The organism is Candidatus Rokuibacteriota bacterium (assembly GCA_030647435.1).
Taxonomy (GTDB): Bacteria; Methylomirabilota; Methylomirabilia; order Rokubacteriales; family CSP1-6; genus AR37.
In genome coordinates, this window is the sequence record JAUSJX010000043.1 from 1 (window position 1) to 24,902 (window position 24,902).

The window sequence follows — 24,902 nt, forward strand, 5'->3', positions numbered from 1 at the left end:
CGTGAAGCGGCGGACGGGGCCCCAAGCTCCGGGACGGTCTCGGTCGACCGAGGGGGAAACGGGCTCCCGCCCACCTTCACCCGGCCAGTCTTCTTGGCCGGTGTCTGCATGATACAAGGGGGAGAGGGCAGGGTGAGGGGGGGCTAGCGCTTGGTGCACGGCGGGTAGTCGCGCGAGTAGACGGGGTTCTTCAGCAAGTCCTCGGGCCGGTAAGGCGCGCACGAGGGCGGCGCCGATCACGACGGCAATCGAAGGTACCTTGCGCATGAACCTCTCCTTATCGAACCCCGAAGGGATGTTTACCTGCCGAGCGCTTGGAAAATATCGTCGTTGCCGAGAGGCCAGCCGGTAGCGGCGGCCATGAGCCGGAGCGCGAAGCGGTGCATCTCCTCCCCGTCCATCGAGTCCACGGCCTCGCTAGCGATCACCACGCGGAAGTCGAGGTTGGTGGCTTCGAAAGCGGCGCAGAGAACGCAGGTGGTCGTATTGATGCCTGCCAGGATCACGGTGTCCACGCCGAGCCCGCGCAGGACGAACTCGAGATCCGTGCCGTGGAAGGAGCTGTAGCGTTTCTTTCCGCGCACGATAAGATCGCCCGGGTCCAGCAGATCGGGGATGATCTCCGTGCCCGGGCCGCCGGCCAGGTTATGGGCGAGGATGCCGCGCCGGGCCTTCCCAGGATCATCGTGCGCGGCTCTCCAGAACGGGTTGGCCGCGATCTCGCCGGGATCTCGGTACTCGGTGACGACGTGGATGACGCGGACGGCGCGCTCGCGAAGGCCTGCCAGGAGCGCGGCGGCGCGCTTGATCACGGGGCCGCAGCGCTCGGCGGGCAACGGCAGCGTGGCGACCGAGGGGTCGAGATGCCCTCGGTGCATGTCGATCGCGATGGCCGCTGTCGTCTTGGGATCGAGTCGGATCATGGATGGGAGCCCGGGAGACAAGTAGCACAGCGCGCCAGGGGATGGCAACCGGCCTGCCCCGCGGCGGGGGATACGGTCATCGCTGCGGGTCCGGCGAGTAGGGAATAGGGCCCGCGTATTCGGCCCGGAGGGGCACCCATCGAAGCGCCCAGGTCCGCGCGAGTGTCCCGGCGAGCTGAGCCAGATGGATGCGGTCGTGGGCCACCCATGCCGCGAGGATGTCGAGGCCGGAGAGGCGGCCGAGCCGTTCGTGAGGCCGCGATCCCTTCAGCGTCTCCGGTGAGACGGAGGCGAGCAGGTCGAGGCTGGCCTGGCGACGCGCGCGAAGCGACTCGAGCACATCGGGCAGGCTCGCCTCGTGGTAGCGCCGCTCTTTGGCCCAGCGCTCCGGATCGATCGGCGCGAATTCATCCGCGCCGTCCACGATGACGCGCAGGCGGTCGCCGAAGTCTTCGGTCTCCTCATCGCGCAGGTGGCAGAGGATCTCGACCGGCGACCACTCGTCCGGCGCCGGTCGCGTCCGCGCGCCCGCCGAGTCGAGACCGGCCAGCAGGGCCTCGAGCACCATCGGCAGCCGCGCCAGCTCGCGGCGCGCTTCGACGAGGAGCGTATCGGTCATCTGCTCACGCCATGACCTGGCCGCCGTTGACATCGAGCGTAGCGCCGTTGATGAAGGCAGCCGAGTCCGAGGCAAGGAAGACGACGGCATCGGCGATCTCCCCGGGCTCGCCGAGGCGCCTCACGGGGATAGCCTCGGCCACCCGCCGCGTCTCCTCGGGGGTCCGGGCCTTGAGCACGCGCTCGGTCGCGGTGGTGCCGGGCGCGACCGCGTTGACGGTGATGCCGTCGGCACCGACCTCGAGGGCCAGGTGACGCGTGAACCCGATCACGCCGGCCTTGGCCGCCGCGTAGTGGGACGTGACGCGGACCGCGCCGGCGCGGCCGACCACGGAAGCCAGGTTCACGATCCGGCCGTAACGCTGCCGCTTCATGATCGGGAGCACGGCCTTGGAGCAGAGGAAGACGCTGGTCAGGTTGGAGGCGAGGATGGCCTGCCACTCTTGTTCCGTGATGTCCTCGGTGGCGCGGATCACCGCGAAGCCGCCAGCGTTGTTGACGAGGATGTCCACCCGTCCCCAGCGCGCGAGCACGGCGTCGAGCGCTTGGGCGATGTCCGCCGAGTGGGTTACGTCTGTCCGGATTGCCAACACGTCGGCTCCGCGCCCCCGCTGCGCCGCTGCGAGGGCCTCGACCCCCGCGCCGTCCAGATCGAGCGCGGCGACCCGCGCGCCCTCGCGAGCGCACGCCTCCACGATGGCGGCGCCTATCCCCTTCGCCGCGCCCGTGACGATCGCGACCTTCCCGTCGAGCCGCATGGCGCACCCCTTTCGCTGGATGGGACGGATAGCATACACGGAGCGCCGGTGCTAGTCTTGACCGCCGGGAAAGGGGACCGCATGGGCCGCTTCGTCGATCTGTCCGTCACCGTGGACTCGAGCACCATGAGCCCGCCTTCGACCAACATGCGGCTCGAGGTCACGCCGCACAATCGGGGCCCCGGCTTCTGGCAGGTCTCGAGCGTCCACCAGAGCCTCCACACCGGGGCGCACATCGACTCGCCGCTCCACGTCTTCAAGAACGGCATCACGACCGCGGAGATCTCGCTGGACCAGGTGATGGGAGAGGCGCTGGTGGTGGACCTCTCCTGGGTCGGCGCCAATCACGCGATCACGATCGACGACCTCAAGACGGCCGGCGCTGGCGACGTGAAGCGCGGTGATATCGTACTGCTGCGCACCGGCTGGACCGACAAGATGTACGGGACGTGGCCCGACTACTTCACCCAGTCGCCGTACTTCCCGCCGGAGTCCGCGCAGTGGCTGGTAGACCGGGGCCCGAAAAACATCGGCTTCGATTTCTTCGAGGAGTACTGCGCGCGGCTGGCTGACTTCACCTCCGAGGACTTCGCGATGCACCGGGTCATCCTCGGCGCGGGCGTGGTCATCATGGAAGGACTGACCAATCTGGGCGCGCTGCCTCGCCGCCGCGTGGACTTCGCCGCGCCCTTTTACAAGATCGCGGGCACCGAGGGCGCGCCCGCGCGCTTCTTCGCCACCGTCTAGGCAGCGCTGACTCAGGAGGCGAGCCATGGAGAAGTTCGAGTACTTCAGCGGGATCCCCGAGGTCGGAATCGTGCCGCGCGCGCCGCACGCGGGGCCGCTCATGCGTCACGTGTACGAGCAGGAGCACGGTCGCGGCGGTTTCGCCGGCAAGGTCAGCCACACCTACCACCTCTACCCGCCCACGAACTGGCTGCCCGAGGAGAGCCGGCTGCTCGACGGCGCGACCTTCTCCCCGCACTGGGAGTCGGCGCTCCGTCCTGTCGGCGGCGTCCACCACGCCCTCGGAGTGCTCAAGCCCGAGGCGCCGCGCGACGTCTATCGCGGCATGGGGCGCCTGATCGCCAACGCGACGGCGGCGATGAACGTGACGGCGCCGGCCGCGCCGATGGACTATTTCTTCGAGCACCACTCGGCCACCCTCGTCTTTTTCGTCCACGAGGGCTCGGGCACGCTCGAGACCACGTTCGGCCCCATCGCCTACCGCAAGGGCGACTTCCTGATCATCCCCAAGGGCATCACGCACCGCTTCGAGTGCGACCCGGGCCCGCAGTACTACTGGGTCTACGAGAGCTTCGCGGGCGACCCGGAGAAAGCCGAGGCCGTGACGACGGGGCAGTTCCTCACCCACAGCCGGAGCGATTACAAGTTTCCGCGCTCGCTCGATACGCGCAACGAAGCCGGGCGCTTCGAGATCGTCTCGAAGACCGACGGCACCTACGCGCGCCGCGTGCACCCGACACATCCGTTCGACGCCGTCGGCTGGCGCGGGACCTACCTGCCGTACAAGTTTGCGGTGGAGGACGTGCGTCCCCTCGTCGCCGACCGCTCGCACGTGCCGCCCTCCGGCCATACGGTCTTCATCCTTCCCGGCTGCTACATCTGCGTCTTCACCGTGCGCTCGGCCGAGAAGGAAGGGCTCTGGGTGCCCTTCTTCCACAACAATCTCGACTACTGCGAGACCCTCGGGTACCACACCGGCAAGTTCTTCAGCCGCGGCGGAGTCTTTTCGGAGGGCATGGTTTCGGTCCATCCGGTGGGCCTGCCCCACGGGCCCCATCCCAAGGCCCTCGGGGCGCTTCTCGACGACAAGCGCCCGCAGATCTTCGAAGAGGTCGGCATCATGGCGGACTTCGCCAACCCGGCGAAGATCTCCGACTTCGCGCTCGGGCTGTCGCGGCCCGACTACATGGCGAGCTGGTCGGGCTACACGACGGAGCCGCGCTTTCTCTACGACCCGGGGCGATTGGCGAAGGTGCGGAGCGAGGCCGAGCGCCTGGCGGATGCCCGCGACAAGCTGAGGCCGGGAGCATCGGAGGAGTAGGGCATAGGATGGCCTGCGGCGCCGCGCGCGACATCGAGGCGAACGGGCTTCGCCTCCGGCTCCACGAGTGGGGCGAGCCCGGCAGGACGCCGGCGCTCCTCCTCCACTCGCTGGCAGCCCACAGCCACTGGTGGGACTGGACCGCGCCGCTCCTGGCCGAGCGCTACTCCGTCGCCGCGCTCGATCTGCGCGGCCACGGCGGCAGCGGCTGGTGCGAGCCCCCTGCCTACCGGCCCGCTGACTACGCGGCCGACATCGTCGCCGTCCTCGACGCGCTCGGTTGGCGCTCGCCGCTCGTCATCGGCCATTCGCTGGGAGGCTACGTCGGCGCGTATCTCGCCGCCCGGCACCCAGATCGGGTGGGCGCCCTCGTCATCACCGACACCATGACCCAATGGTCGGAGGACGAGACGGCCTGGGCGCTCAAGCAGGTCGAGCGCCCGGGCCCTGAATTCGCGAATCCGTCCGAGGCGGGCTCGCGCTACCGGCTCTCTCCGCCGGAGACGAAGGCGCCCGCGGACTGGATCCGCCATCTCGGCGAGACGGCCGTCGTCGAACGGACGCCCGGCGTCTGGCACTACGCGGTCGATCGTCGCGTCTTCACCCAGGCGCGGCCCGACGCCTGGCCGCTGCTTCCCGGCGTCGTCTGCCCCACGCTCGTGGTGCGCGGCGAGGGCAGCCGGATCATGGACCGCGACGCGTGGCTCCGCGTCGCGACCGCGGTGCAGCGCGGCCAGTTCGCCGAGGTGAAGGACGCCTGGCACCACTTGATCCTCGACGACCCCGCGGGCTTCTGCTCCATCGTGACAACCTGGCTCGATCGGGTCGTGACGCCCAGCCCGGCAGGGGGCCGGTGACGTTCTTGACGGCTCCTGCGGGCGCCCGTATGCTGAAGCGCTTTCCTACGTCACGTGGGTGGAGATGAACGTGGATTCCAGCTCGATGACGACCCGCGATCCGAACTTACCCGCCGAGTACTCTGCGGGGCTGGACCGGCTCTCCCTGGCGCCGCTGTGGACGGCGCTGCACGCGCTCTTGCCGCAGGAGCGCGTCACGCAGGCCGTGCCCCACCGCTGGCGCTGGACCGAGATGCGCGGGCCGCTGCTCGAGGCGGCGCGCCTCGTGCCGATCGAGCAGGCCGAGCGCCGCGTGCTCGTGCTGCGCAACCCGGGCTTGGGCGGCGCGTACGCGGCGACGGCGACCTTGTTCGCGGGGCTCCAGATCATCCTGCCGGGCGAGACCGCGCCGAGCCACCACCACACCCCGGCCGCGCTCAGGCTGATCGTCGAGGGGCGGGGCGCTTTCACGACGGTGGACGGCGTCAAGTGCGCCATGGAGCCGGGCGACTTGATCATCACACCGCCGATGCGCTGGCACGACCACGGCCACGACGGAACGGAACCCGTGATCTGGCTCGACGGGCTCGACATCCCGCTCGTGCGGAGCTTCGAGGCGGCCTGGGCGTCGAAGATGCGCCCGGCCGCCGCCCCGGCGACGGCCATCGACTCGTCGCAGGATGAGCTGACCGCCGCGGGTGTCGTCCCGCGCGCCTCGCGCTACGAGGACACGGGCTATCCGCAGGTGCGCTGGCCGTGGAGCGCCGTGCGGGGAGCGCTCGCGGCCATGGCGGCCGCCGCCCCCGGCGATCGGCCCGTCATCCTGCGCTACGTCAACCCGCGGACCGGGACCTTTCCGCTCCGCACGATGGGCTGCGAGGCGCAGTGGCTGCGCTCAGGCGAGCGGACGCCGGCAGAGCGCCGGACCGCGAGCGGGGTCTTCCACGTGATCGAAGGCCGCGGCGAGAGCAAGATCGGCGACGAGACGTTTACCTGGGAGCAGGGTGACTGTGTCGCCGTTCCGCCCTGGCAGTGGGTCCAGCACCAGAATCTTTCGGCGTCGGCTCCGGCCTGTCTCTTCCACTTCAACGACGAGCCGGCGCTGCGCGCGGTCGGGCTCTGGATGGAAGAAACGCGCTGATCCTTCCGCGGGCGCTGAGGGACCGGCTAGCTTTTGGTCAGCCCGATGGCGCCCGTGCCTAGGAAGCACTGGGCGAGGGTCGCAGCCAGGACGAACAGCGCGTATTCGTAGCCCACCACGTCCGCCTTGCCCCGCGCGGCGTCGATGATCACCCCTCGCAGGAAGAACCCCTGGTCGAAGTGGAACAGCAACACCGCCCCGATCATGATGGGCAGGTTCGCCATCGCCGCAATGCGTGTGAAGACCCCGAGGATCAGCATGACGCCGCCGACGAAGTGGGCGAGGAGTATATACGACGTGACGTAGTCGCCGAGGGGCAGGCCGAGCCGCTTGTTGATCATCACGCTGAGGACGTCGGAAGTGACCACGTCGTAGATGTAGTAACCGTGGGCGATGAAGGTCACGCCCAGCATGATCCGGAGGACGGTGGCGCCGAGTGGGCTCACATCAGCCTCTAGTACCGGATTCTACCCCGTCGCGCGCGCGGCACTTCAAGAATTCTGGGCTTCGATCTCCCGCGCCGTCGGGAGGCCCGGCAGGGGTGTCGCGCAGAGCACGGCACGCGCGATCGCCGCCGCCACGGCCTCCGCCGCCGCCCTGCCCAGCGACGCGAGATCGGCCCGCGCGTCCCCGACAGACAGGCAGAAGAGGGCGTCGCCGTCCGTCGGCAGGTGCGGGGGAGAGAGCGCCCGCTCGAAACCCTGGAGGCCCAGCCGCGCCACGCGCGCGGCTTCGGCCTTGCCGAGGGCGGCCGACGTGACGACGACGCCGATGGTGGTGTTGACGGGGCGGAATCCGGGAGGCGGCGCGCCGCTCTCGAGGGCCGCGGCGGAGTCCACCAGCCGCCTGCCGTCGGCCGCGTCCCGCGCTCCCGCGATGAGGCGGCCCGTGACGGGGTCGCGCACGTCGCCGACGGCGTTGACGACCATGAGCGCGGCCGTGACGACGCCGTCCCGCTCCACGCGCGAGACGCCGAGGCCGCCGCGCATGGCGCGCTCGATGCCGTAGAGCTTCCCCACCGTCGCGCCCGTCCCGGCGCCCACGCTGCCTTCCTCCACCGGCCCCGGCCGGGCCGCGGCGCACGCGGCGTAGCCCATGGCGCGGTCCGGCCGGACGCGGTGGTCGCCCACGTTCAGATCGAAGATGATCGCGCCCGCGACGTGCGGCACCACGGTGCGGGAGACCGGGAAGCCCCGGCCATGCTCCTCGAGATACTCCATCGCGCCCCAGACGGCCTCGAGGCCGAAGGCGCTGCCTCCCGCTAAGACGATACCGTCTACCGTCGGCGCCAGGTGGCGGGGGTCGAGGAACTCGATGCCGTGGACCCCCGCCGCCCAGCCGGCGATCTCGAGCGCGCCCACCGCCGGCCGCTCAGGCAGGATGGCCGTGCAGCCGGTGAGCGACCGGAGATCGGTGACGTGTCCCACGTGGACGCCCGGAATCACGGACGCACTCTAGCAAATTCTGGCGGCGCCCGACCCCGTGATGCTAGTCTCGAAGCGACATGCGCAGGGATCGCTCCCCAGAGGACGAGCAGGACGCCGGCCCGTTGCGGGACGAGCGGCCGCCGCGGCGTCCGTGGGCCCTCATCGCCGCCTGCCTGGTCCTCGTGGTGCTGTCGGCGGTGCTCTGGGGCAAGTGGTCCGGCGCGCGGCACGAAGCGGCCAAGCTCCAGAAGGAAATGACGCGCGTCTACAAGGAAGCCGAGGACCTGCGCTTGCAGGCGGCTCTGGCCCAGGAGCGCATCGGCAAGCTCGAGCGGGAGCTCCGCGCGCTGCACGCCGAGCGGGCAGCGGCGGCCAAGGCGGGGGACGACAAGACGCGGGCCGCCAAGCCGCCCGCTCGGCGGTAGCGCCGAAGGAGGCCGCATGGAACTGATCGGCAGGATCCTCGACGGCTCCATCCCGCAGGACCTCAAGGACGCGCTGCGCCGGGCGGAGCCCTCCGGGCCTCGCGTGAGCCATGACGAGAAGATCCGTCACCTGGAGGAAGTCCCGCTGCTCGCCGACTGCACCCAGAAGCAGCTGCGCTCGCTCTCCGACATCTCGCGCGTGGTGGAGGTGCCCGCCGGCACGTCGCTCACGCGGGCCGGGCAGCCCGGCGACGAGTTCTTCGTCATCCTCGACGGGTCGGCGGCCGTGGAGAAGCCGGGCAAGAAGCGGGTCTTTCTCAAGCCCGGCGATTTCTTCGGCGAGATGAGCCTCCTCGACGGAGGCCCGCGCTCCGTGACGGTGCGGGCGGCGACGTCGCTCCGCGTGCTGGTGATCGACAGGAAGAACTTCCAGGAGCTGCTGCGCGAGGTGCCCGAGTTGACCCAGCGGCTCCTCGTCACGCTGTCCCGCCGCATCCGCTCGCTCGAGAGCGCCGACCGCAGTTAGCCCGCGGGCGAATCTCCGGGCGGGGCGGTCCCAGGCTTCGAGCAGGCGGTTGTTGTTCTCGCGCGTGCTGATCGAGATGCGCAGGTGGCCGGGGAAGCCCACGGCCGCGCCGTCCCGTACCAGGATCCCCGCCTTGAGGAGAGCCGCCCTGAGCGCGTCCGCCTGCCCGCCGACACGCGGGAGGATGAAGTTCGACTGCGAGGGGGGCGCGGGCGCGCCGCGCCGCGCCACTTCCGCGAGGAGCCTCGGGCGCTCGGCGAGGATGAGCGCGCGCGTCCGCTCGAGATGCGGGACATCCTCGAGCGCCGCGACGCCCGCGACCTGGGCGAAGCGGCTGACGTTGAAGGGCGCGCGCACGCGGCCCAGCCAGCCGATGACCTCCGGCTGCGCCACCGCGTAGCCCACCCGCAGCCCCGCCAGCCCCGCGATCTTCGAGAAGGTGCGGAGCGAGATCAGCCGCGGGTACCGCTTCGCGAGTTGGACGCCGTCGGCGGTCTCCGGATCGTCGCAGAAATCGCGGTACGCTTCGTCGAGGACCACGAGCGGCGGATCATCGCCGAGCCCGGCGAGGAACTGCTCGAGCGGCCCGCGCCTGACAATGGTCGTCGCCGGGTTGTGAGGCGTGCAGAGGAAGACGGTCTTGGTGCGCGGGGTCACGCGCGCCAGGATGTCGTCGAGATCGGTGTCGTAGCCCTTGAGCGGGCTTCTGACGGGCGTGGCGCCCGAGAGGCGCGCCTCGATGTCGTAGGGCTCGAAGGCCGGGTGCGGCATCAGGATCTCGTCGCCGGGCTCGAAGGCCGCGCGCGCGATGAGCCCCAGGATCTCGTCGCCGCCGTTGCCGGCGATGATCCAGCCGGGAGGAACACCCAGCCGCCGCCCGATCGCTTCGCGGAGCGCCGTCGAGCCGCCGTCCGGGTAGAGGTGGGCGCGCGAGGCTTCACGGCACAGCGCTTCGATGACGATCGGGGAAGGGCCCAGGGGGTTCTCGTTGGCCGAGAGTCTGAGGACGGCCTGGAGCCCCAGCTCCTTCTCGAGGGCCTCGAGCGGCTTGCCTGCCTCATAGGGCGTCACCGCTCTGAGCGCCTCGCGCCAGATCCGTCTCATGGGTTGTTATTCTATCCCGCCGTCCAAGTCCGCGCCACGTTTGACATCCCTGGTCCTGCCATGTAGGGTTTCTGCATGTCTGCGGACTTGTTCCACCAACTTCGGCGCGTGGAGGCGCAGGCGGAGCGGGGCTTCGAAGGCACGGCCGCCGAAGGTGCGGAGCGCCGGCGCCGGCTGAGGCTCGAGCTCCTCCGCCAGCACCTCGCCCAGAACGTCGATTTCCTCAAGGCCGCCCACCTCGGCGGCGCCTCGGGCCAGCAGTCGGTGCAGGCCTATGCGGCCTTCATGGACGGCTTCCTCTCGACGATCTTCCGCCTGGCCGTGGCGGACGCCAAGAAGGAGGGCGCCGTCCCCGGGGCGATCGTGCTCGTGGCCTTGGGCGGCTACGGGCGCGGGGAGCTGGGCCCGCTCTCCGACCTGGACCTCATGGTCATCTACGACGGCGAGATGGGGCCCTTCGTCCAGCGCGTCACGCAGGTGCTGCTCTACACGCTGTGGGACCTGGGGCTGACGGTCGGGCATTCGGTCCGGAGTCTTCCCGACTGCGTCGCCATGGCCCGCACGGATTTCGCGTCGCGCACCTCCATGCAGGAGGCGCGCTACGTGATCGGCGACCGGCGGCTCTTCCAGCGCTTCCGCCGCGTGCTGGCAGAGAACGTCTACCGCAAGGACTTCGGCCAGTTCCTGGAGACGGCGCTGACCGAGCGGGACCAGCGCTACCGGAAGTTTGGCGGCTCGCCCTACATGGGCGAGGCCAACGTCAAGGAGTCGGCGGGCGGCCTGCGAGACCTCCACACGGCGATGTGGCTCGCCTCGACCAAATTCGGCGCGCGCACCCTGCGGGATCTCCTCGAGAAGCGGCTGATCACCCAGCGCGAGGAGCGGCTGACGGATGCGGCCCTGACCTTTCTCTGGCGCGTGCGTAACGAGCTCCACTTCCTCTCGGGCCACAAGAACGACGTGCTCTCGCGCGACGTTCAACCGCAGATCGCCAAGCACTTCGGGTACGAGAGCGACGAGGTCTCGCTCGACGTCGAGAAATTCATGCGCGACTACTACCTCCACGCCCGCGTCATCCACCGGGTGTCGAGCCGCCTGATCGCGCGCTGCCAGGAGACGCTCTCGCGGAGAGGCACCGCGCTGCGCCGGCTCCGCCAGGCGGCGCTGGCCGACGGGCTCTTCGTGATGGACGAGCGCATCCACCTCGTCCACGCGGACGGCCGTGACTTCCGCGCCGAGCCCGCGCGGCTCATGAAGGCCTTCTGGCACTCGCACCGGCTCGGGTTCGAGCTGGGCGTGGACGTGGAGCGGGCGGTCGAGGAGGCCCTCGACCTCGTGGACGACGGCTTCCGCCGCTCGCCGGAGGCGCGCGAGCTCTTCCTCGACATCTGCCGGAACTGGGGGCGCGTGGCGCAGACGCTCCGCCAGATGCACGAGGTGGGCTTTCTCGGGCGCTACCTGCCCGAGTGGGACGCGCTGACCTGCCTCGTCCAGTACGACGTCTACCACAAGTTCACGGCGGACCAGCACTCGCTCCTCGCCGTGGAGAACCTCGAGGCGCTGGCGCCGGGCGCGTCCGCCTCCTCCGAAGGGATCGCGCAGGTCCTGAACGAGGTCCACCGGCCGGACCTCCTGATGCTGGGCATGCTCCTGCACGACATCGGCAAGGGCAAGGGGCACGGCCACGTCGCCAAGGGCATTCCGCTCGCCGAGGAGCTGACGGCGCGCATCGGGCTCGAGGGAGAGGCCGCAGGCGCGGTGGTCTTCCTGGTCGCCCAGCACGTCGCGCTCTCGCACATCGCCCAGCGGCGCGACGTCAACGATCCCAAGACGGTCGAGGCGCTGGCCGCGCTCTGCGGCACGCCCGAGCGCCTCCGCAAGCTCTACCTCCTCACCTTCGCCGACATGCGCGCCGTCGGCCCCGGCGTCATGACGGGCTGGCAGGCGCAGATCCTCTGGGAGCTCTACGGCGCCGCGCTCCAGCGGTTGACGGGCGGCCGCCCTGAGAAGCTCACGCTCCAAGACGTCGCCCAGCGCGTCCTGGCCGAGCTCCGGGACGCGGGCCTCAAGCGCGCGGTGCCGGGGCACCTCGCCATGACCTCGGAGCGCTACCTGTCGACGACACCGGCGGCGAGGATCGCGGCGCACATGAGGCTCATCGAGCGCCTCGAGGACGAGCTGGTGGCGACCGAGCTCTTCCACCACCCGGACCTGGGCTCCTCGGACCTCGTCATCGTCACGCGCGACGTGCCGGGGCTCTTCTCCCTCATCGCGGGCAGCCTGGCCGCCAACGGCATCAACATCCTCTCGGCCCAGATCCACACGCGCGCCGACGGCATCGCCATCGACACCTTCCAGGTCAACGACCCCTTCGGCGAGGCGGTGACCGAGGAGGCGCGCTGGCGCCGGACGCTCCAGTCGCTGCGCCGCGTGCTCCTGGGCGAGCAGACGGTGGAGGAGCTCCTCGCCGTGCGGCGGGGCAGCCGCTCCGGCGACGAGCCGGTCCCGGGCCCGGCCAAGGTCTCCGTGGACAACCACCTCTCGGACACGCACACCGTGGTCGAGGTCAAGTGCCCAGACCGCGTGGGCCTCCTCCACCTCATCACCCGGACGCTGGCGGGGTTCGAGCTGTCGATCGCGAGCGCGCGCATCGCCACGGACATCGACCACGCCTTCGACACCTTCTACGTCGCGGACCCGCACGGCCTCCGCATCGAAGATCCCGACGAGATGGCCCGCGTGCGCGGAGCGCTGGAAGACGCGCTCCTGAAGCCGCTGTAGATGCTCGGTCACTACAAGGCCCCGCTGCACCGCTTCTTCGACCCTGTCGCGCGGCTCCTCCTTCGCGCGCGGGTCCGCCCGAACCATCTCACCGTGCTGGGGCTTGGCGTGAGCATCGCTGCGGCCTACGTCTTCTCCGTGGGGCGCCTGCGCTGGGGGGCGGCGCTGCTCGCGGTGGCGGGGCTCTTCGACTTCTTCGATGGTGCGGTCGCGCGCCTCGCGGGCTCGGACAGCGACTACGGCGCGTTCCTCGATTCCGTGGTGGATCGCTACTCGGACTTGGCCGTCCTGCTCGGCATCCTGGTCTACTACGAGCACACGGCCGACACGCCGGGCGCGATCCTGACCATGGCCACGCTCGCCGGCACGGTCATGGTCAGCTACACGAAGGCGCGCGCCCAGTCCATCGGCGTGAGCTGCGAGATCGGCGTGATGGAGCGTCCGGAGCGGCTCATCGCTCTCATCGCGGGGGCGACGTTCCATCTGCTCACGCCCGCCATGGCATTGCTCGCCGTGCTGACCAACGTGACGGCGATCCAGCGGATCGTCTACACCCGGAAGATCGTCCGCGACACGTCCGTGCGGTAGACTCAAGATATGCGACGGGCGCTCGCTGCCGTCGGATGCCTCGCCCTCCTGGCGCTCACCGTCCCCGTCCGGGCGGCAGGGCCCACGGTCCCGCGCTTGTCGCCCGAGGCGCGCGAGCGCTTCGCCGCCGCGCTCGGCGCGTACAGGGCCCAGGACTGGGCGCAGGCCGCGCGCGAGCTCGGCGAGGTCGGCCGCATTGCATCCCCTATCGCCGAGTACGCGCTGCTCCACCAGGCCGAGAGCCTGGCGCGCCTTGGCGACGCCTCCGCCGCGCGCGCCGCGGCGCAGCAGGCCGCCGACGCCGCGCCCGACAGCCGCGCCGCGCCGCCCGCGCTTCTCCTGGCCGCCGAACAGGCTTCGCGGATTGGAGACGACGCGGGCGCGGCCGGGCTCTGGCGCCGATTCCTCGACCGGTTCCCCGACCACGCCCTGGCGCCGCGGGCGCGGCTCCGCATGGGCCAGTCTCTCGCAGCGGCTGGGCGCGCGGGCGAGGCCGCGGTCGCGTTCCGCGATCTCTGGCTTTCCGCCCCCTCGACGCCGCAGGCCGATGCAGCGGCGCGGGAGCTTCGCGCCCTCGAGGCGCGACGTCTTCCCGTGGCCCCACTCACCCCGGCTCAGCGCGTCGAGCGCGCGGAGCGCCTGGCGGCAGCCGGTGTCGGTGACCAGGCGCGCACCGAGGCGGAGGCGGTCCTCGCCGGAGCGCCGCCCGTTGACTTGACGCTGAAGGCGCTCCGCGTGGTGGTGGACGGCGCGCGGCGCTCGGGGCGCGACGATGTGGCGCTCACCGCGGTCAACCGCGGGCTCGGGCTGTCGCCCGCCGACAAGCGCGCGCCGTGGCTCCTCGAGTCAGCGAAGATCCAGCAGAGGAAGAACCGGGACGGCGCCATCGCCGCGGTGGATCGGCTCGTTGCCGATTCCCCGAAGGCGCCGGAAGTCCCCGAGGCGCTCCTGCTCAAGGCGCGGCTCCTCGAATCGGGCCCCGACCCGAAGTCGGCCGAGCCCGCGTATCTCAGGCTGGCGCACGGCTATCCGGAGTCCGAGGAGGGGCTACGCGCGGCGTGGCGGCTCGGCTGGCTTTCGTGGCTGCGCGCAGAGTATGCCGAGGCCGCCGAGCGCTGGGGCCGCATCCTGGGCGTCCGGACGGCGAGCCAGGGCTATCGCGACGCCTCGATGTACTGGATCGGGCGCACGCATGAGCAGCGCGGGGATGCGGAAGGCGCGGCCAGGCAGTTCGCCAGTGTCGTGGCCGAGGCGCCGCGCAGCTATTACGGCGTATTGGCAGCGCACCGCGCGCCGCGCGCCCAGCCGAACCAGGGCCGCAACCCCCGCTCGGCCCAGCTCGCGGCCTCGCTGCCGGTCGACCCGCGCGAGACGCTCCAGGCCGACGCGCCATACGCGCGCGTCGAGGCGCTCCGCGCCGTCGGGCTCGGCGATTTCGCCGACGAGGAAATGGACGAGGCCGTGCGGCGCTCGACGGGCGATCTCCGTCGGCTCTACGCGCTCTCGGCCGCCTACGCGCAGGAGGCGCGACACTTCCAATCGCTTCGCATCCTGCGGCGGCACTTCATCGGTCTCGCCCGCAGCGCCCCGGCCGCCCTGCCGCGGGCCTTCTGGGACTTCTTCTACCCGCTCGGCTGGCGCACGGAGCTGAACGACGCCGCCACGCGCGCGGCGCTGGACCCGTATTTCGTCGCCGCCGTCGTGCGCGAGGAATCATCTTTCGACCCGCAGGCGCGATCGCGCACGGGCGCGCGCGGGCTCATGCAGCTCATGCCCGACACCGCGCGCCAGCTGGCCAAGGGGCGCGGGCTGCCGGCGGGCGACGACATGCTGGCCGATCCCGGCGCCAACCTCGCCCTCGGCAGCGCCGACCTGGCGGGGCTCATGAAGGAGTTCGGGGAGCCGCGGCTGGCCGTCGCTGCCTACAACGCGGGGCCCGCGCGCGTGCGCGAATGGTGGAAGGCCCGGGCCACGGACGATGTCGAGGTCTGGGTGGAGCTCATCCCCTTCGATGAGACGCGCTTTTTCGTCCGGCGCGTGATGTTCTCGTGGGAGGAGTACCGCCGCCTCTACGGCGCGCCGCTGGCGGGCGCCCGGCCGTGACGACGCCGGCCACGGCCGGCTTCTGGCGCCGGCTGCTGGCCCACTGCCTCGACTGCTTGGTCGGCCTCGCCGCCTGGCTCCTTTTCTCGATGTGGCTCGTGATCGGCCTCTGGGCGCTCGAGAACCCGCCGCGCGATCTCCTCGACCTGGCGCTGGTGCTCCTGGCCACGCTGGCGCTGGCGTTCGCGCTCCACATCGCCTACCACGTCGTGCTCGTCGGGGGCTGCGGGCAGTCGCTCGGCAAGATGGCGCTGGGCATCGAGGTGGTCAGGGGCGACGGCGGCGCGGTCGGCTATGGCCGCGCGGGGCTCCGGTGTCTCGGCGGGCTCCTGTCCGTTGCGAGCTTTGGGCTGGGCTATGCGGGCGTGCTGTTCACGGCGGAGCGGCGGGGCCTGGCGGACTGGCTCGCAGGCACGCGGGTGGTCGTGGTATCAGCGGCGCCGGCTGCGGCAGCGCCGGGCCCAGCAGAGGTGAGCCCGCTCGGCGCGTGAGCGCACCGCAATTCGGTACTGGGCCAAGTTGCGAGCCAGACCAACTCAGCTCTCGCCTCGGGGCTACGCCCCTCAGCTCGAACGGCCAGGCCCGAGGGAGCCAGGGACGCGAGGCGTACGTGGGTGTACGTTGAGCGTCGCTGGCGACCGAGAACATGGAAGTTCGAGTTGAGCGGCCCCGCCGCGAGACGAGGGCTGAGTAAATCTGGCGAAGCAAATCGGCCCAGTACCCCCGGCTCAGGGCTTGGGCGCGGCCTCCGCCACGGGCAAGGGTTCCAGAGGATCGAGCGCGCTGAGCCGCTCTTTGAGCGAGGGGCGGATGTCCAGCGCGCCGCCCTCGCCTTCCTGGCTCCTGACCGGCGCCTCGTCCACGGTGCGGAGCGCCTCGGCAAGGCTCCGGCGCGGCGTCGGATCGCCCATGCCGCGCAGGATCTCCACGGCGCGCTGGTCGGCCGCAAGCTCCTGCTTGCGCGAGAAGGCGCGTATCACCAGCGGGTTGACCATGAAATCGAGCAGCCCCACGCCGGGGACGAAGAAGCCGACGGCCATGCGCCGCCGCGTGCCGACATGGTCGAGCACCTCGTGGGCCACCTCGTGGGCGCTCACCGCCTGCAGCACCGGCATCGGCATCTGCGCGAGCCCGTGTCCGAGATGTAGAAGGTCGCGTCCTCGTCGGTGAAGGCCGCCGGTTGCCTGGTCTTGATGAGGGCGAAGGTGTAGCGCGCGGGATCGCCGCCGGCGGCGACTGCGGCCCGGTGGAGCATGTTGGCCACGCGGAGCGTGTTCGGGTCGTTGGGCGCTGGGTAGTAGGTCCCGGAGGGCAGTCCCGCGCAGCCTGCGGCAAGGATGGCCAGAACGAAGAGCCCCACCGGCGCCCAGCGTGTCATAGGACTTAATATCGTAGACCCCGGGTCGGCGGGAGCCCAAGGAAAAGGGGCCTTTAGGAGCCCACGCGGCAAGGGGACAGGGAGTTCACAGCCCCGTGACACAGCTCGAAGCGAACCTGCTAGCATCAAGGAGACGTCTCACCACAGGAGGCCATACGGCATGCTCGTCAAGCGCGACATCGAGAGAAAGCTTCGGGGAGAAGACATCCGGCCCCGGGAGATCACGGACCACGGCGTGTACCTCAACCGCCGGGCCTTCATGACAGGGGCCGCGGCGGTCGCTCTGGCGCCGGCGCCGTGGGGCCGGGAAGCTTCCGCCCAGGGCAATCTCCAGCCGCTCCAGGCCACGAAGAACCCGGCCTACCAGGTGCAGGAGGCGCTCACGCCGTACAAGCACGTGACGAGCTACAACAACTTCTACGAGTTCGGCACCAACAAGGAAGACCCGGAGCACCTGCAGGCGTCGCTCAAGACGCGCCCGTGGACGGTCCAGGTGGACGGGCTCTGCGCCAAGCCGAAAACGTTTGGCGTCGAGGAGCTGCTCAAGTTCCCGCTCGAGGAGCGCGTGTACCGCCTGCGGTGCGTCGAGGCCTGGTCCATGGTCATCCCGTGGATCGGCTTCCCGCTGAAGGATCTGCTCAAGCGCGTCGAGCCCACGGGGCAGGCCAAGTACGTGGAGTTCACCACCCTCCTCAGCCCGGAGATGTTTCCGGGCCAGAAGCGCGGGCTCTTCGGCTTCTCGCTCGACTGGCCGTACACGGAAGGGCTGCGCCTCGACGAGGCGATGCACCCGCTGACGCTCGTGACGGTCGGGCTCTACGGCCAGGTCCTGCCCAACCAGAACGGCGCGCCGATCCGCGTGGTCGTGCCGTGGAAGTACGGCTTCAAGAGCGCCAAATCGCTGGTGCGCATCCGGCTCACCTCCGAGGAGCCCAAGACGGCCTGGAACAAGGCGGCGGGGAACGAGTACGGGTTCTACTCGAACGTCAACCCCGAGGTGAGCCACCCGCGCTGGAGCCAGGCGACCGAGCGGCGCATCGGTGAGCTGCGCCGGCGCGACTCGCTCATGTTCAACGGCTACGGCGACCAGGTCGCGTCCCTTTACACGGGGATGGACCTCAAGCGATTCTACTAGAGGCCCGATGAGCTACCGGGCGCGCGTCGCGCTCAAAGCCGCCATCTGGATCGGCAGCCTCTGGCCCCTCGGCCTGCTGCTGCGCGGCTTCATGACGGACGACCTCACCGCCAACCCGATCGAGTACGTCACCCGCACGCTCGGCCTGACGGCCCTCGTGCTGCTGCTGACGAGCCTTGGCATGACACCGCTCCGCGCGCTCTTCGGCTGGTCCTGGCCGATCCAGCTGCGGAGACTGTTCGGGCTCCTCGCCTTCTTCTACGTGTGTCTCCACTTCGCGGTCTGGATCGGCCTCGACCACTTCTTCGCCTGGCGGCGCATGTGGGAGGACGTGCTCAAGCGGCCGTTCATCACGGTGGGCATGTCGGCGCTCCTGCTGCTGATCCCGCTGGCGGCGACCTCGACCCAGGGCATGATCAAGCGGCTCGGCGGGGCGAAGTGGCGCCTGCTGCACAAGCTCGCCTACGTGATCGGCGGGCTGGGGGTGCTGCACTTCCTGTGGCTGGCGAAGAAGGGGCGCACGACACCCTACTACTACGTGATCGCGCTGGCGCTGCTGCTGGGCGCGCGGATCTGGGACTGGGGCAGAAAGAAACTCGCCGCGGAGAGGGCGTCAAAAACCGAACCCTCTCCCCCACTGGGGGAGAGGGTTCGGTGAGGGGGTCGGCCCGTAGCGTCTAGGCGCTACTTGGCCGGTGTGTAGTAGGGGTTGGTGCCCGACGCGTGGTCGGTGGCGTCCAGCACTTCCTCGATCTCCGGCAGCTCTTCCTTGATCAGGCGCTCGATGCCGGCCTTCAGCGTCACGTCCGCTGCGCCGCAGCCCTGGCAGCCGCCGCCCATCTGCAAGTAGACCTTGTTGTCCTTCACGTCGACAAGCTGGACGAAGCCTCCGTGCCCTGCCACCGCGGGGTTGATGGTCGAGTCGATCAGCGCCTGCACCTTGGTCATCAGTTCATCGCTCATAGGCTCACCTCGCTTGGGTTTCACTGTACCTGAACGCGGGCGCGCGGGCCATCCGGCTCCCACATCGGCCCCCACAGTCTACACCATGCTAGACTCGGGGCTCACGTGGGCCTCCGATCCGCCGGTGGCCGCGCCGTCGCGGCGACCTTCGTCACCCTCGGCCTCGTCTACGGCGTCTGGTACGCCTACAGCGTCTTCCTCGTCGCGCTCCTTCACGACTTCGGCTGGAGCCGGTCGCTGCTCGCGGGCGCGTTCTCCGTCTTCGCCCTTGTCCACGGGCTCCTGAGCCCCGGCCTGGGCTGGCTCGCCGACAGGATCGGCTCGCGCCGACTCGTGCTGGCCGGCGGCGCGGTCCTGGCCGCCTCGCTCGTCCTCGACGGCGCCGTCCAGAGTCCCGGTCACCTCTACCTGGCCTTCGGCGTGTTGACGGCCATCGGCGCCGCAGCCGCGGGATGGGTGCCCGCCGTCATTCTTGTCCAGGGATGGTACCCGCGGCACGTGGGCCTGGCCCTCGGCATCGTGTCGTCGGGCATCGGCGCGGGTATCTTCCTGGTCGTGCCGCTCTGCCAGTTCCTGATCGACGCCCTCGGGTGGCGCTGGGCCTTTCGCGTGATGGGTGCCCTTTGCGCGCTCTGGATCGTGCCGGCCACGCTCTGGCTCCTTCGTGACCCGCCGCCGGTCTCGGCCTCGGCTGGCGGCGCGCCGCTCGCCATCGGCCTGGCCGGCGACCTCACGCTCGCCGCGGCGATGCGGGTGCCCGTCTTCTGGCTGCTCGGCTCGGCCCACCTCCTGGGCAACGTCGCCTGCCAGACGCTGCTCGTCCACCAGGCGGCCTATCTCGTGGACCACAGGATCGTGCCCTTGGTCGCAGCCTCGGTGGTGAGCTTGGTCGGGCTCGCGAGCATCGTCGGTAAGGCGGGCGGGGGATGGTTCTCGGATCGCTTCGGCCGCGAGGTGACGCATGCGATCGGCATGGCCTGCGTGGTCGCGAGCGTGGCCATGCTCGGGCTGGTCGCACTCCACCCCGGTCCCGCGCCGGCCTTTGCCTACGGTGCACTGGTCGGCCTCGGATACTCGGTGACGGCCGCGCTCATGCCGGCCATCTTCAGCGACGTCTTCCGCGGCCGCCGGTTCGGGATGATCTTCGGGACGCTGCAGACCTCGACGGCGCTCGGCGGCTCGGCCGGCCCCTGGCTGGCGGGCCGCGTCTTCGACGTCACCGGCAGCTATGCCCTAGCCCTCTACGGCATCGCGGGCGCCGCCGTCGCCGCCAACGTCGCGCTGTGGATCGCGCGCGCCTCGCTGCGGCGCCGGCCTCGCCTTGACAGTGACGGCGCCGGCCCCTAGCATCGCCCGAGACCCCCCACCCGGAGGATTCAGCCATGGACTACGCGGAGTACCGGCACCTGACCTTCGACCGTCGCCCGAGCGGTGTCGTGCTCGTCACCATCAACCGCCCCGAGGTGATGAACGCGACCAACGCGCGGCTTCACTGGGAGCTGACCCAGGTCTGGCTGACCATCGACGCCGACCCGGCCGCGCGCGTCGCCCTCGTCACCGGCGCGGGGCGCGCCTTCTCCGCGGGCGGCGACATGTCGCTGGTCGAGGAGATGGCGGGCAACGCCGCGGCCGCAGCGCGCACCATGCGCGAGGCCTCCGACCTCGTCTACAACATCATCAACCTCGACAAGCCCGTCGTCTCGGCGATCAACGGCCCTGCGGTAGGTGCCGGGCTCGTCGTCGCGCTCCTCGCGGACGTGAGCATCATCGCCGAGACCGCGCGCATCACCGACGGCCACACGCGGCTGGGCGTCGCGGCCGGCGACCACGCCGCCATCATCTGGCCGCTCCTCTGCGGGATGGCGAAGGCCAAGTACTATCTCCTGACGAGCGAGTTCCTCGACGGGCGCGAGGCCGAGCGCATCGGGCTCGTGAGCCGGGCCGTGCCGGCCGAGAAGGTCATGGATGTCGCGTGGACCGTGGCTGAGTCGCTGGCGCGGGGCAGCCAGCCCGCGATCCGCTTCACCAAGCGCGCGCTCAACAACTGGCTGAGACAAGCGGGACCGATCTTCGACCAGTCGCTGGCGCTCGAGATGCTGACGTTCATGGGCGACGACGTCCGCGAGGGCATGCAGGCGATCCGCGAGAAGCGCCTGCCGGTCTTCCCCTCGGCGCGGTGACCCGGGCCCTCGCTCTCGCCCTCCTGCTCTTCTCGCCGTGCTGGGCCGCCGCCCAGTCCCCCGGCTGGGAGGAGATCCTCGGCGCGGCCGACCGCGCGTGGGAAGCCGGGCAGGCCGGGGACGCCGAACGACTCTACGCCGCCGCGATCACGAAGGCGGAAAGCTTTGGCGAGTCCGACCTGAGGCTCGCCCGGAGCCTGAGCGCCCTCGGTGTCTTTTATCGCGAGCAGGGCCGCTACCGGGACGCATCGCCGCTCTTCGGCCGGGCGCTGTCCGTGACCGAGAAGGCCGTGCCGTCGGGCGACCCCGGCCTCGTCCCGGCTCTCAACAACCTGGGCGCCGCGTGGCTCCAGCAGGGGCAGGCGTCCGCCGCCGAGCCGCTCTTCCGCCGCTCCATGGCGATCGCCGAGAAGGCGCTTGGTCCCGACGACCCGTCGACGGCCACCTCCATGGCCGGGCTCGCCGCCGTGTACCAGGCCCGCGCGCGCTACGCCGAGGCGGAGTCGCTCTACCGCGGCGCCACCCGCATCTACGAAAAGACCCTGGGCCCCGCCGACCCCGCGGTGGCGCGGCCGCTGTCGAGCCTGGGTGGCCTCTTCAGGGAACAGGGGCGCTACCGCGACGCGGAGCCGTTCTACCGGCGCGCGCTGTCCCTCGTCGAGCAGGCGCTCGGCCCCGACCACATCCAGACGGCCTTGCCCCTGGGCGGCCTGGCCGCGCTCTACAACGCGCAGGGGCGGTATCGTGAGGCGGCCGAGCCGCTCTACCGCCGCACGCTCGCCATCCAGGAGCGCGCGATGGGTCCCGATCACCCGGCGCTGGCGGGCACGCTCAACGACCTCGGCGACCTCTACCGCGTGCAGGGGCGCTACGCGGAGGCCGAGCCGCTCTTCCTCCGCAGCATTGCCATCCGGGAGGCGCGGCTGGGTCCGCGGCACCCTGATGTAGGCGCGACGCTCGGCAACCTCGGGCTCCTCTACTTCGACCAGCGGCGCTACGCCGACGCCGAGGCCGCCTACAAGCGCGCGCTCGCCATCCTCGATCCGGGCCCGGGCCGCGAGACTCCGGTGGTGACCGAGTCGCTGAACAACCTGGCGGAGCTCTACCGGATCCAGGGGCGCTACGCCCTAGCCGAGCCGCTCTACCGCCGCGCGCTCTCGATCCGCGAGCAGGCGTTAGGTCCAGAGCATCCGAGCGTCGCCACGAGCCTCAACAACCTGGCGGCCTTCTACCATGTCCAGGGGCGCTACGCCGAGGCCGAGCCTCTCTACAGGCGCACGCTCGTCATCCTCGAGAAATCAGTCGGCCCGGAGCATCAACGCGTCGGCATCACGCTCAACAACCTGGCGGAGGTCTACCGCGCCCAGGGACGCTGGGAGGACGCGGCCCGGCTCTACCCGCAGGCCATCGCCATCGTCGAGAAGAACCTCGGCCCGGATCACCCGACGCTGGCGGGCCTGCTGGAGAACTACGCGGTGGTGCTTCGCCGCGCGCGCCGGGATGCCGAGGTGCTCGAGATCGACGAGCGCGCCCGCGACATCCGCGCGCGCCACGCCATACAGAACCCGCGCCGCTAGCACTTCCGCCGAATGGGAGCGGGGGGCCGCCGAAGCCGACGGCGCTATCGGTGAAGGTGGTAGAGCCATCGGATACGGGACGCTGGACAGGGTCATTGAGCAAATGAATAGGTGCGGATTCGCGGCGCGCTTCAGAGTGACGGGCAGTCTTAGTATGCCGCTTCTTCCTGACGGGCTCAGCCCTGACCTCCATGGCTACGTAAGCGTCCGGCGAATCCCACCCCCGCACACGGCGGCCCCGAACGGCGGCCGGGCGGTGCCGCTTCACTGGGTCATCCCTGTCCCACCGGAGCCGGGCGTGGAGCCGCTTCGAGACGGGTAAATCCGCGGAAACGAGCCCGTCTCGCTCGCAACGCCCGATGGCAACCGGAATGCATTTGGAGAGAACCGGCCACGGCGGGCGCGCGGGGCAAGGGGAGGTTCCGGATCCGACATCGCCGAGGCGATCCTGCCCATGGTCGAGAAGGAGCGTGGTTTCGTCCGGTACTCGAGAACCTAATGGTCGAGAGGCGGGAGAGTCGTCGTGTTGATCCAGGAACTGACTAGGCAGGCGAGTCTGGATCTGCTGGCTCGTACGCATCTCGGTAGATTAGCGTGCACCCAAGGGGCCCGGCCCTACGTCGTGCCCGTCTATTTTGCCTACGACAATGATTACCTCTATAGCTTCTCCACGGTCGGACAAAAGATCGAGTGGATGCGCGCCAACCCGCTGGTGTGCGTCGAGGCGGACGAGGTGGTGAGCCCGGAGGAGTGGGTGAGTGTCATTGTCTTCGGTCGCTACGAGGAGCTGCCGGATACGCCCGAATGGCAGGGGGCGCGCACACTCGCCCACACACTGCTGAAACGGAGCGCCGTGTGGTGGGAGCCCGCTTACGTGAAAACGATCCTCCACGGCACAGAGCGCCCGCTGGTGCCGGTCTTCTACCGCATTCACGGCCTTCAGATTACCGGCCACCGCGCCACCCCTGAGCCGGTGACGCCGGCTCACACAAGCCTTTCGTCGATGACCGACTCGGGCGAAGACGGTCGGCTGCAAAACCTTCTGCGGCAGGCCCGGGGGAGCCTGCTCGCGCGTCATCTGAGGAGGTGATGTGCCTCATGGCCGACCGGAGCATCGGGCCGCTCGCCGTCGTCGATGCTGGCCCGGTTGCTGGGACTCTCACGTAGAGCGATGTCGTCAGGGCCCTCGCACAGCGGGGACGGTGACGACGCGAGGCGGGCGCGGAAGTGACGGGGCGGCCGCGCTCCCATGTGAGACGACGGCGCCCGGCCCCGGCCGTCACGCGCGCTCGGGACGGCCCAAATGTCCCACGTGTCGCGTTTGGCAATGCTGATGCAGCTCGCGCCCGCGGCGCGAGAAGCGCCGCCGCCGAGGAAACGAAAGGAGATCAGCCATGACACAGGCAATCAAGAAGAGTGACGCTCAGATCCATCATGACGTGCTCGAGGAGCTCAAGTGGGACTCCCGCGTCGATGAGACGGAGGTCGGGATCCAGGTGGCCGGCGGCGTTGTCACGCTCACCGGCACGGTGACGAGCTGGGCAAAGCGCATGGCGGCCCAGGAGGCGGCCCGTCGCGTGATCGGCGTCCTCGACGTGGCGAACGACATCAACGTGAAAGTGCCGGGCGGCCTCGCACGCACCGACACCGAGATCGCTCAGGCGGTGCGGCGGACGCTCGAATGGGACGTGTTCGTCCCCGAGGAGCAGATCACGTCCACGGTCACGGACGACTGGGTCACGCTTGAAGGCACGGTCGAGCGCTGGAGTCAGCGCGAGGACGCGGAGCGGGCTGTCCGCAATCTAACGGGTGTGAAGATCGTGGTGAACAAGATCACAGTGACGCCGGCGAAGCCGGTGACCGAGGACGTCAAAAAGGCGATCGAGCAGGCCCTGGAGCGGCGCGCCGAACGCGAGGCCCGGCAGATCGGCGTCGATGTCCGGGACGGCACCGTGACACTGACGGGGCCGGTCCATTCGTGGGCGGAGCGCAAATCGGTGCTGGCGGCCGCCCGCTTCACTCCTGGTGTCCGCGCCGTCGAGGACCATCTGCGAACAGAGCCGGTCTGAGCCGGTCGCCGGGGAGGTGAACGCCGCGATAGAGATCCACATCGAGGGCAACGTGGCCCGCCGGATCCTGCGTGGGCAGTCACGACGCGCACGGGCGCTGAGCCGCCTGCCGGTCTATCCGGTGGCGGCTCACGTCCCGTTCTCCGCCGTGAACGGGCCCAAGGCGGGGGCGTCGATATCCGGTGCGCCGCGGGTTTAAGTCCCTCGAGCAGGCACTCGTCCCGCGAGGTTGTGCTCACGTCCAGCCGGTCTCTGTGGGGAGGCCGGATCCTGGGTGCGGGTCCCGCACGCCCGAGCCACCC

At 70.3% G+C, this 24,902-nt stretch carries 26 protein-coding genes; 18 read left to right on the plus strand and 8 right to left on the minus strand.

Annotated features, from left to right (window positions below; all coding sequences use genetic code 11):
- Window positions 1-299: 299 nt before the first annotated feature.
- The 3 genes from Q7W02_07900 to Q7W02_07910 form a co-directional block, all read right to left on the minus strand.
- Window positions 300-923 carry an isochorismatase family cysteine hydrolase gene (locus Q7W02_07900; GenBank protein MDO8476108.1) on the minus strand — a complete coding sequence of 208 codons (624 nt, stop codon included), beginning with the start codon at window positions 921-923 and terminating at the stop codon, window positions 300-302.
- A gap of 76 nt (window positions 924-999) precedes the next feature.
- Entirely contained in the window at window positions 1,000-1,542 is a 543-nt protein-coding gene (locus tag Q7W02_07905) for a DinB family protein (GenBank protein ID MDO8476109.1), read from the minus strand.
- Window positions 1,543-1,546: 4 nt separating this feature from the next.
- Window positions 1,547-2,299, minus strand: coding sequence for a 3-oxoacyl-ACP reductase family protein (locus tag Q7W02_07910; protein ID MDO8476110.1), 753 nt, complete (start codon window positions 2,297-2,299; stop codon window positions 1,547-1,549).
- 81 nt (window positions 2,300-2,380) lie between these two features.
- On the opposite strand from Q7W02_07910, the gene Q7W02_07915 reads away from it, so the two are divergent.
- The 4 genes from Q7W02_07915 (at window position 2,381) to Q7W02_07930 (ending at window position 6,344) form a co-directional block, all read left to right on the plus strand.
- The gene (locus Q7W02_07915; GenBank protein MDO8476111.1) at window positions 2,381-3,046 is read left to right on the plus strand and encodes a cyclase family protein; all 666 of its coding nucleotides are present in this window, start codon (window positions 2,381-2,383) and stop codon (window positions 3,044-3,046) included.
- A 25-nt stretch (window positions 3,047-3,071) separates the two neighbouring features.
- Entirely contained in the window at window positions 3,072-4,367 is a 1,296-nt protein-coding gene (locus Q7W02_07920; GenBank protein MDO8476112.1) for a homogentisate 1,2-dioxygenase, read from the plus strand.
- Window positions 4,368-4,375: 8 nt separating this feature from the next.
- On the plus strand, window positions 4,376-5,224 hold the full coding sequence (locus tag Q7W02_07925; protein MDO8476113.1) for an alpha/beta hydrolase: 849 nt from the start codon (window positions 4,376-4,378) through the stop codon (window positions 5,222-5,224).
- A 70-nt stretch (window positions 5,225-5,294) separates the two neighbouring features.
- Window positions 5,295-6,344 (plus strand): cupin domain-containing protein, encoded by a 1,050-nt coding sequence (locus tag Q7W02_07930; protein MDO8476114.1) that lies wholly within the window; start codon window positions 5,295-5,297, stop codon window positions 6,342-6,344.
- A 26-nt stretch (window positions 6,345-6,370) separates the two neighbouring features.
- Here the strand turns inward: Q7W02_07930 and Q7W02_07935 are convergent, their stop codons facing one another.
- Window positions 6,371-6,790: a DoxX family protein gene (locus Q7W02_07935; protein ID MDO8476115.1), complete on the minus strand. Its 420-nt coding sequence runs from the start codon at window positions 6,788-6,790 to the stop codon at window positions 6,371-6,373.
- 45 nt (window positions 6,791-6,835) lie between these two features.
- Complete coding sequence (locus Q7W02_07940) at window positions 6,836-7,789, minus strand: P1 family peptidase (protein ID MDO8476116.1); 954 nt, start codon at window positions 7,787-7,789, stop codon at window positions 6,836-6,838.
- Between the two features lie 59 nt (window positions 7,790-7,848).
- Between Q7W02_07940 and Q7W02_07945 the strand changes: the two genes are divergently transcribed.
- The 7 genes from Q7W02_07945 (at window position 7,849) to Q7W02_07975 (ending at window position 15,789) form a co-directional block, all read left to right on the plus strand.
- Window positions 7,849-8,196: a hypothetical protein gene (locus Q7W02_07945; protein ID MDO8476117.1), complete on the plus strand. Its 348-nt coding sequence runs from the start codon at window positions 7,849-7,851 to the stop codon at window positions 8,194-8,196.
- A gap of 16 nt (window positions 8,197-8,212) precedes the next feature.
- Complete coding sequence (locus Q7W02_07950; GenBank protein ID MDO8476118.1) at window positions 8,213-8,722, plus strand: cyclic nucleotide-binding domain-containing protein; 510 nt, start codon at window positions 8,213-8,215, stop codon at window positions 8,720-8,722.
- An 84-nt stretch (window positions 8,723-8,806) separates the two neighbouring features.
- Complete coding sequence (locus tag Q7W02_07955; protein ID MDO8476119.1) at window positions 8,807-9,892, plus strand: hypothetical protein; 1,086 nt, start codon at window positions 8,807-8,809, stop codon at window positions 9,890-9,892.
- Between the two features lie 9 nt (window positions 9,893-9,901).
- Window positions 9,902-12,607 carry a [protein-PII] uridylyltransferase gene (gene glnD, locus Q7W02_07960; protein MDO8476120.1) on the plus strand — a complete coding sequence of 902 codons (2,706 nt, stop codon included), beginning with the start codon at window positions 9,902-9,904 and terminating at the stop codon, window positions 12,605-12,607.
- Entirely contained in the window at window positions 12,608-13,195 is a 588-nt protein-coding gene (locus Q7W02_07965; protein MDO8476121.1) for a CDP-alcohol phosphatidyltransferase family protein, read from the plus strand.
- Window positions 13,196-13,204: 9 nt separating this feature from the next.
- Window positions 13,205-15,298 (plus strand): lytic transglycosylase domain-containing protein, encoded by a 2,094-nt coding sequence (locus Q7W02_07970; protein MDO8476122.1) that lies wholly within the window; start codon window positions 13,205-13,207, stop codon window positions 15,296-15,298.
- Window positions 15,295-15,789, plus strand: a complete 495-nt coding sequence (locus tag Q7W02_07975) for an RDD family protein (protein MDO8476123.1) — start codon at window positions 15,295-15,297, stop codon at window positions 15,787-15,789. Before Q7W02_07970 ends, Q7W02_07975 begins: the two co-directional genes overlap by 4 nt.
- Before the next feature lie 237 nt (window positions 15,790-16,026).
- Here Q7W02_07975 and Q7W02_07980 read toward each other — a convergent pair whose 3' ends face one another.
- Window positions 16,027-16,413: a hypothetical protein gene (locus Q7W02_07980; GenBank protein MDO8476124.1), complete on the minus strand. Its 387-nt coding sequence runs from the start codon at window positions 16,411-16,413 to the stop codon at window positions 16,027-16,029.
- Window positions 16,392-16,676 (minus strand): hypothetical protein, encoded by a 285-nt coding sequence (locus tag Q7W02_07985; GenBank protein ID MDO8476125.1) that lies wholly within the window; start codon window positions 16,674-16,676, stop codon window positions 16,392-16,394. Before Q7W02_07985 ends, Q7W02_07980 begins: the two co-directional genes overlap by 22 nt.
- 160 nt (window positions 16,677-16,836) lie before the next feature.
- Between Q7W02_07985 and msrP the strand changes: the two genes are divergently transcribed.
- Entirely contained in the window at window positions 16,837-17,811 is a 975-nt protein-coding gene (gene msrP / locus Q7W02_07990) for a protein-methionine-sulfoxide reductase catalytic subunit MsrP (GenBank protein MDO8476126.1), read from the plus strand.
- 7 nt (window positions 17,812-17,818) lie between these two features.
- Entirely contained in the window at window positions 17,819-18,469 is a 651-nt protein-coding gene (locus tag Q7W02_07995) for a protein-methionine-sulfoxide reductase heme-binding subunit MsrQ (protein MDO8476127.1), read from the plus strand.
- Window positions 18,470-18,495: 26 nt separating this feature from the next.
- Here the strand turns inward: Q7W02_07995 and Q7W02_08000 are convergent, their stop codons facing one another.
- Window positions 18,496-18,774 carry a NifU family protein gene (locus tag Q7W02_08000; GenBank protein ID MDO8476128.1) on the minus strand — a complete coding sequence of 93 codons (279 nt, stop codon included), beginning with the start codon at window positions 18,772-18,774 and terminating at the stop codon, window positions 18,496-18,498.
- A gap of 105 nt (window positions 18,775-18,879) precedes the next feature.
- Here Q7W02_08000 and Q7W02_08005 point away from each other — a divergent pair, with 105 nt between their 5' ends.
- From Q7W02_08005 to Q7W02_08025, 5 genes are all read left to right on the plus strand, one after another.
- Window positions 18,880-20,121 (plus strand): MFS transporter, encoded by a 1,242-nt coding sequence (locus Q7W02_08005; GenBank protein MDO8476129.1) that lies wholly within the window; start codon window positions 18,880-18,882, stop codon window positions 20,119-20,121.
- Window positions 20,122-20,156: 35 nt separating this feature from the next.
- Window positions 20,157-20,954 carry an enoyl-CoA hydratase/isomerase family protein gene (locus Q7W02_08010; GenBank protein MDO8476130.1) on the plus strand — a complete coding sequence of 266 codons (798 nt, stop codon included), beginning with the start codon at window positions 20,157-20,159 and terminating at the stop codon, window positions 20,952-20,954.
- Window positions 20,951-22,531, plus strand: coding sequence for a tetratricopeptide repeat protein (locus Q7W02_08015; protein ID MDO8476131.1), 1,581 nt, complete (start codon window positions 20,951-20,953; stop codon window positions 22,529-22,531). The genes Q7W02_08010 and Q7W02_08015 overlap by 4 nt, the downstream gene beginning before the upstream one ends.
- Before the next feature lie 523 nt (window positions 22,532-23,054).
- A complete protein-coding gene (locus Q7W02_08020) occupies window positions 23,055-23,621 on the plus strand; it encodes a pyridoxamine 5'-phosphate oxidase family protein (protein MDO8476132.1) in 567 nt (188 codons plus the stop codon).
- Between the two features lie 304 nt (window positions 23,622-23,925).
- Entirely contained in the window at window positions 23,926-24,600 is a 675-nt protein-coding gene (locus Q7W02_08025; GenBank protein MDO8476133.1) for a BON domain-containing protein, read from the plus strand.
- The last annotated feature ends 302 nt before the right edge of the window (window positions 24,601-24,902 follow it).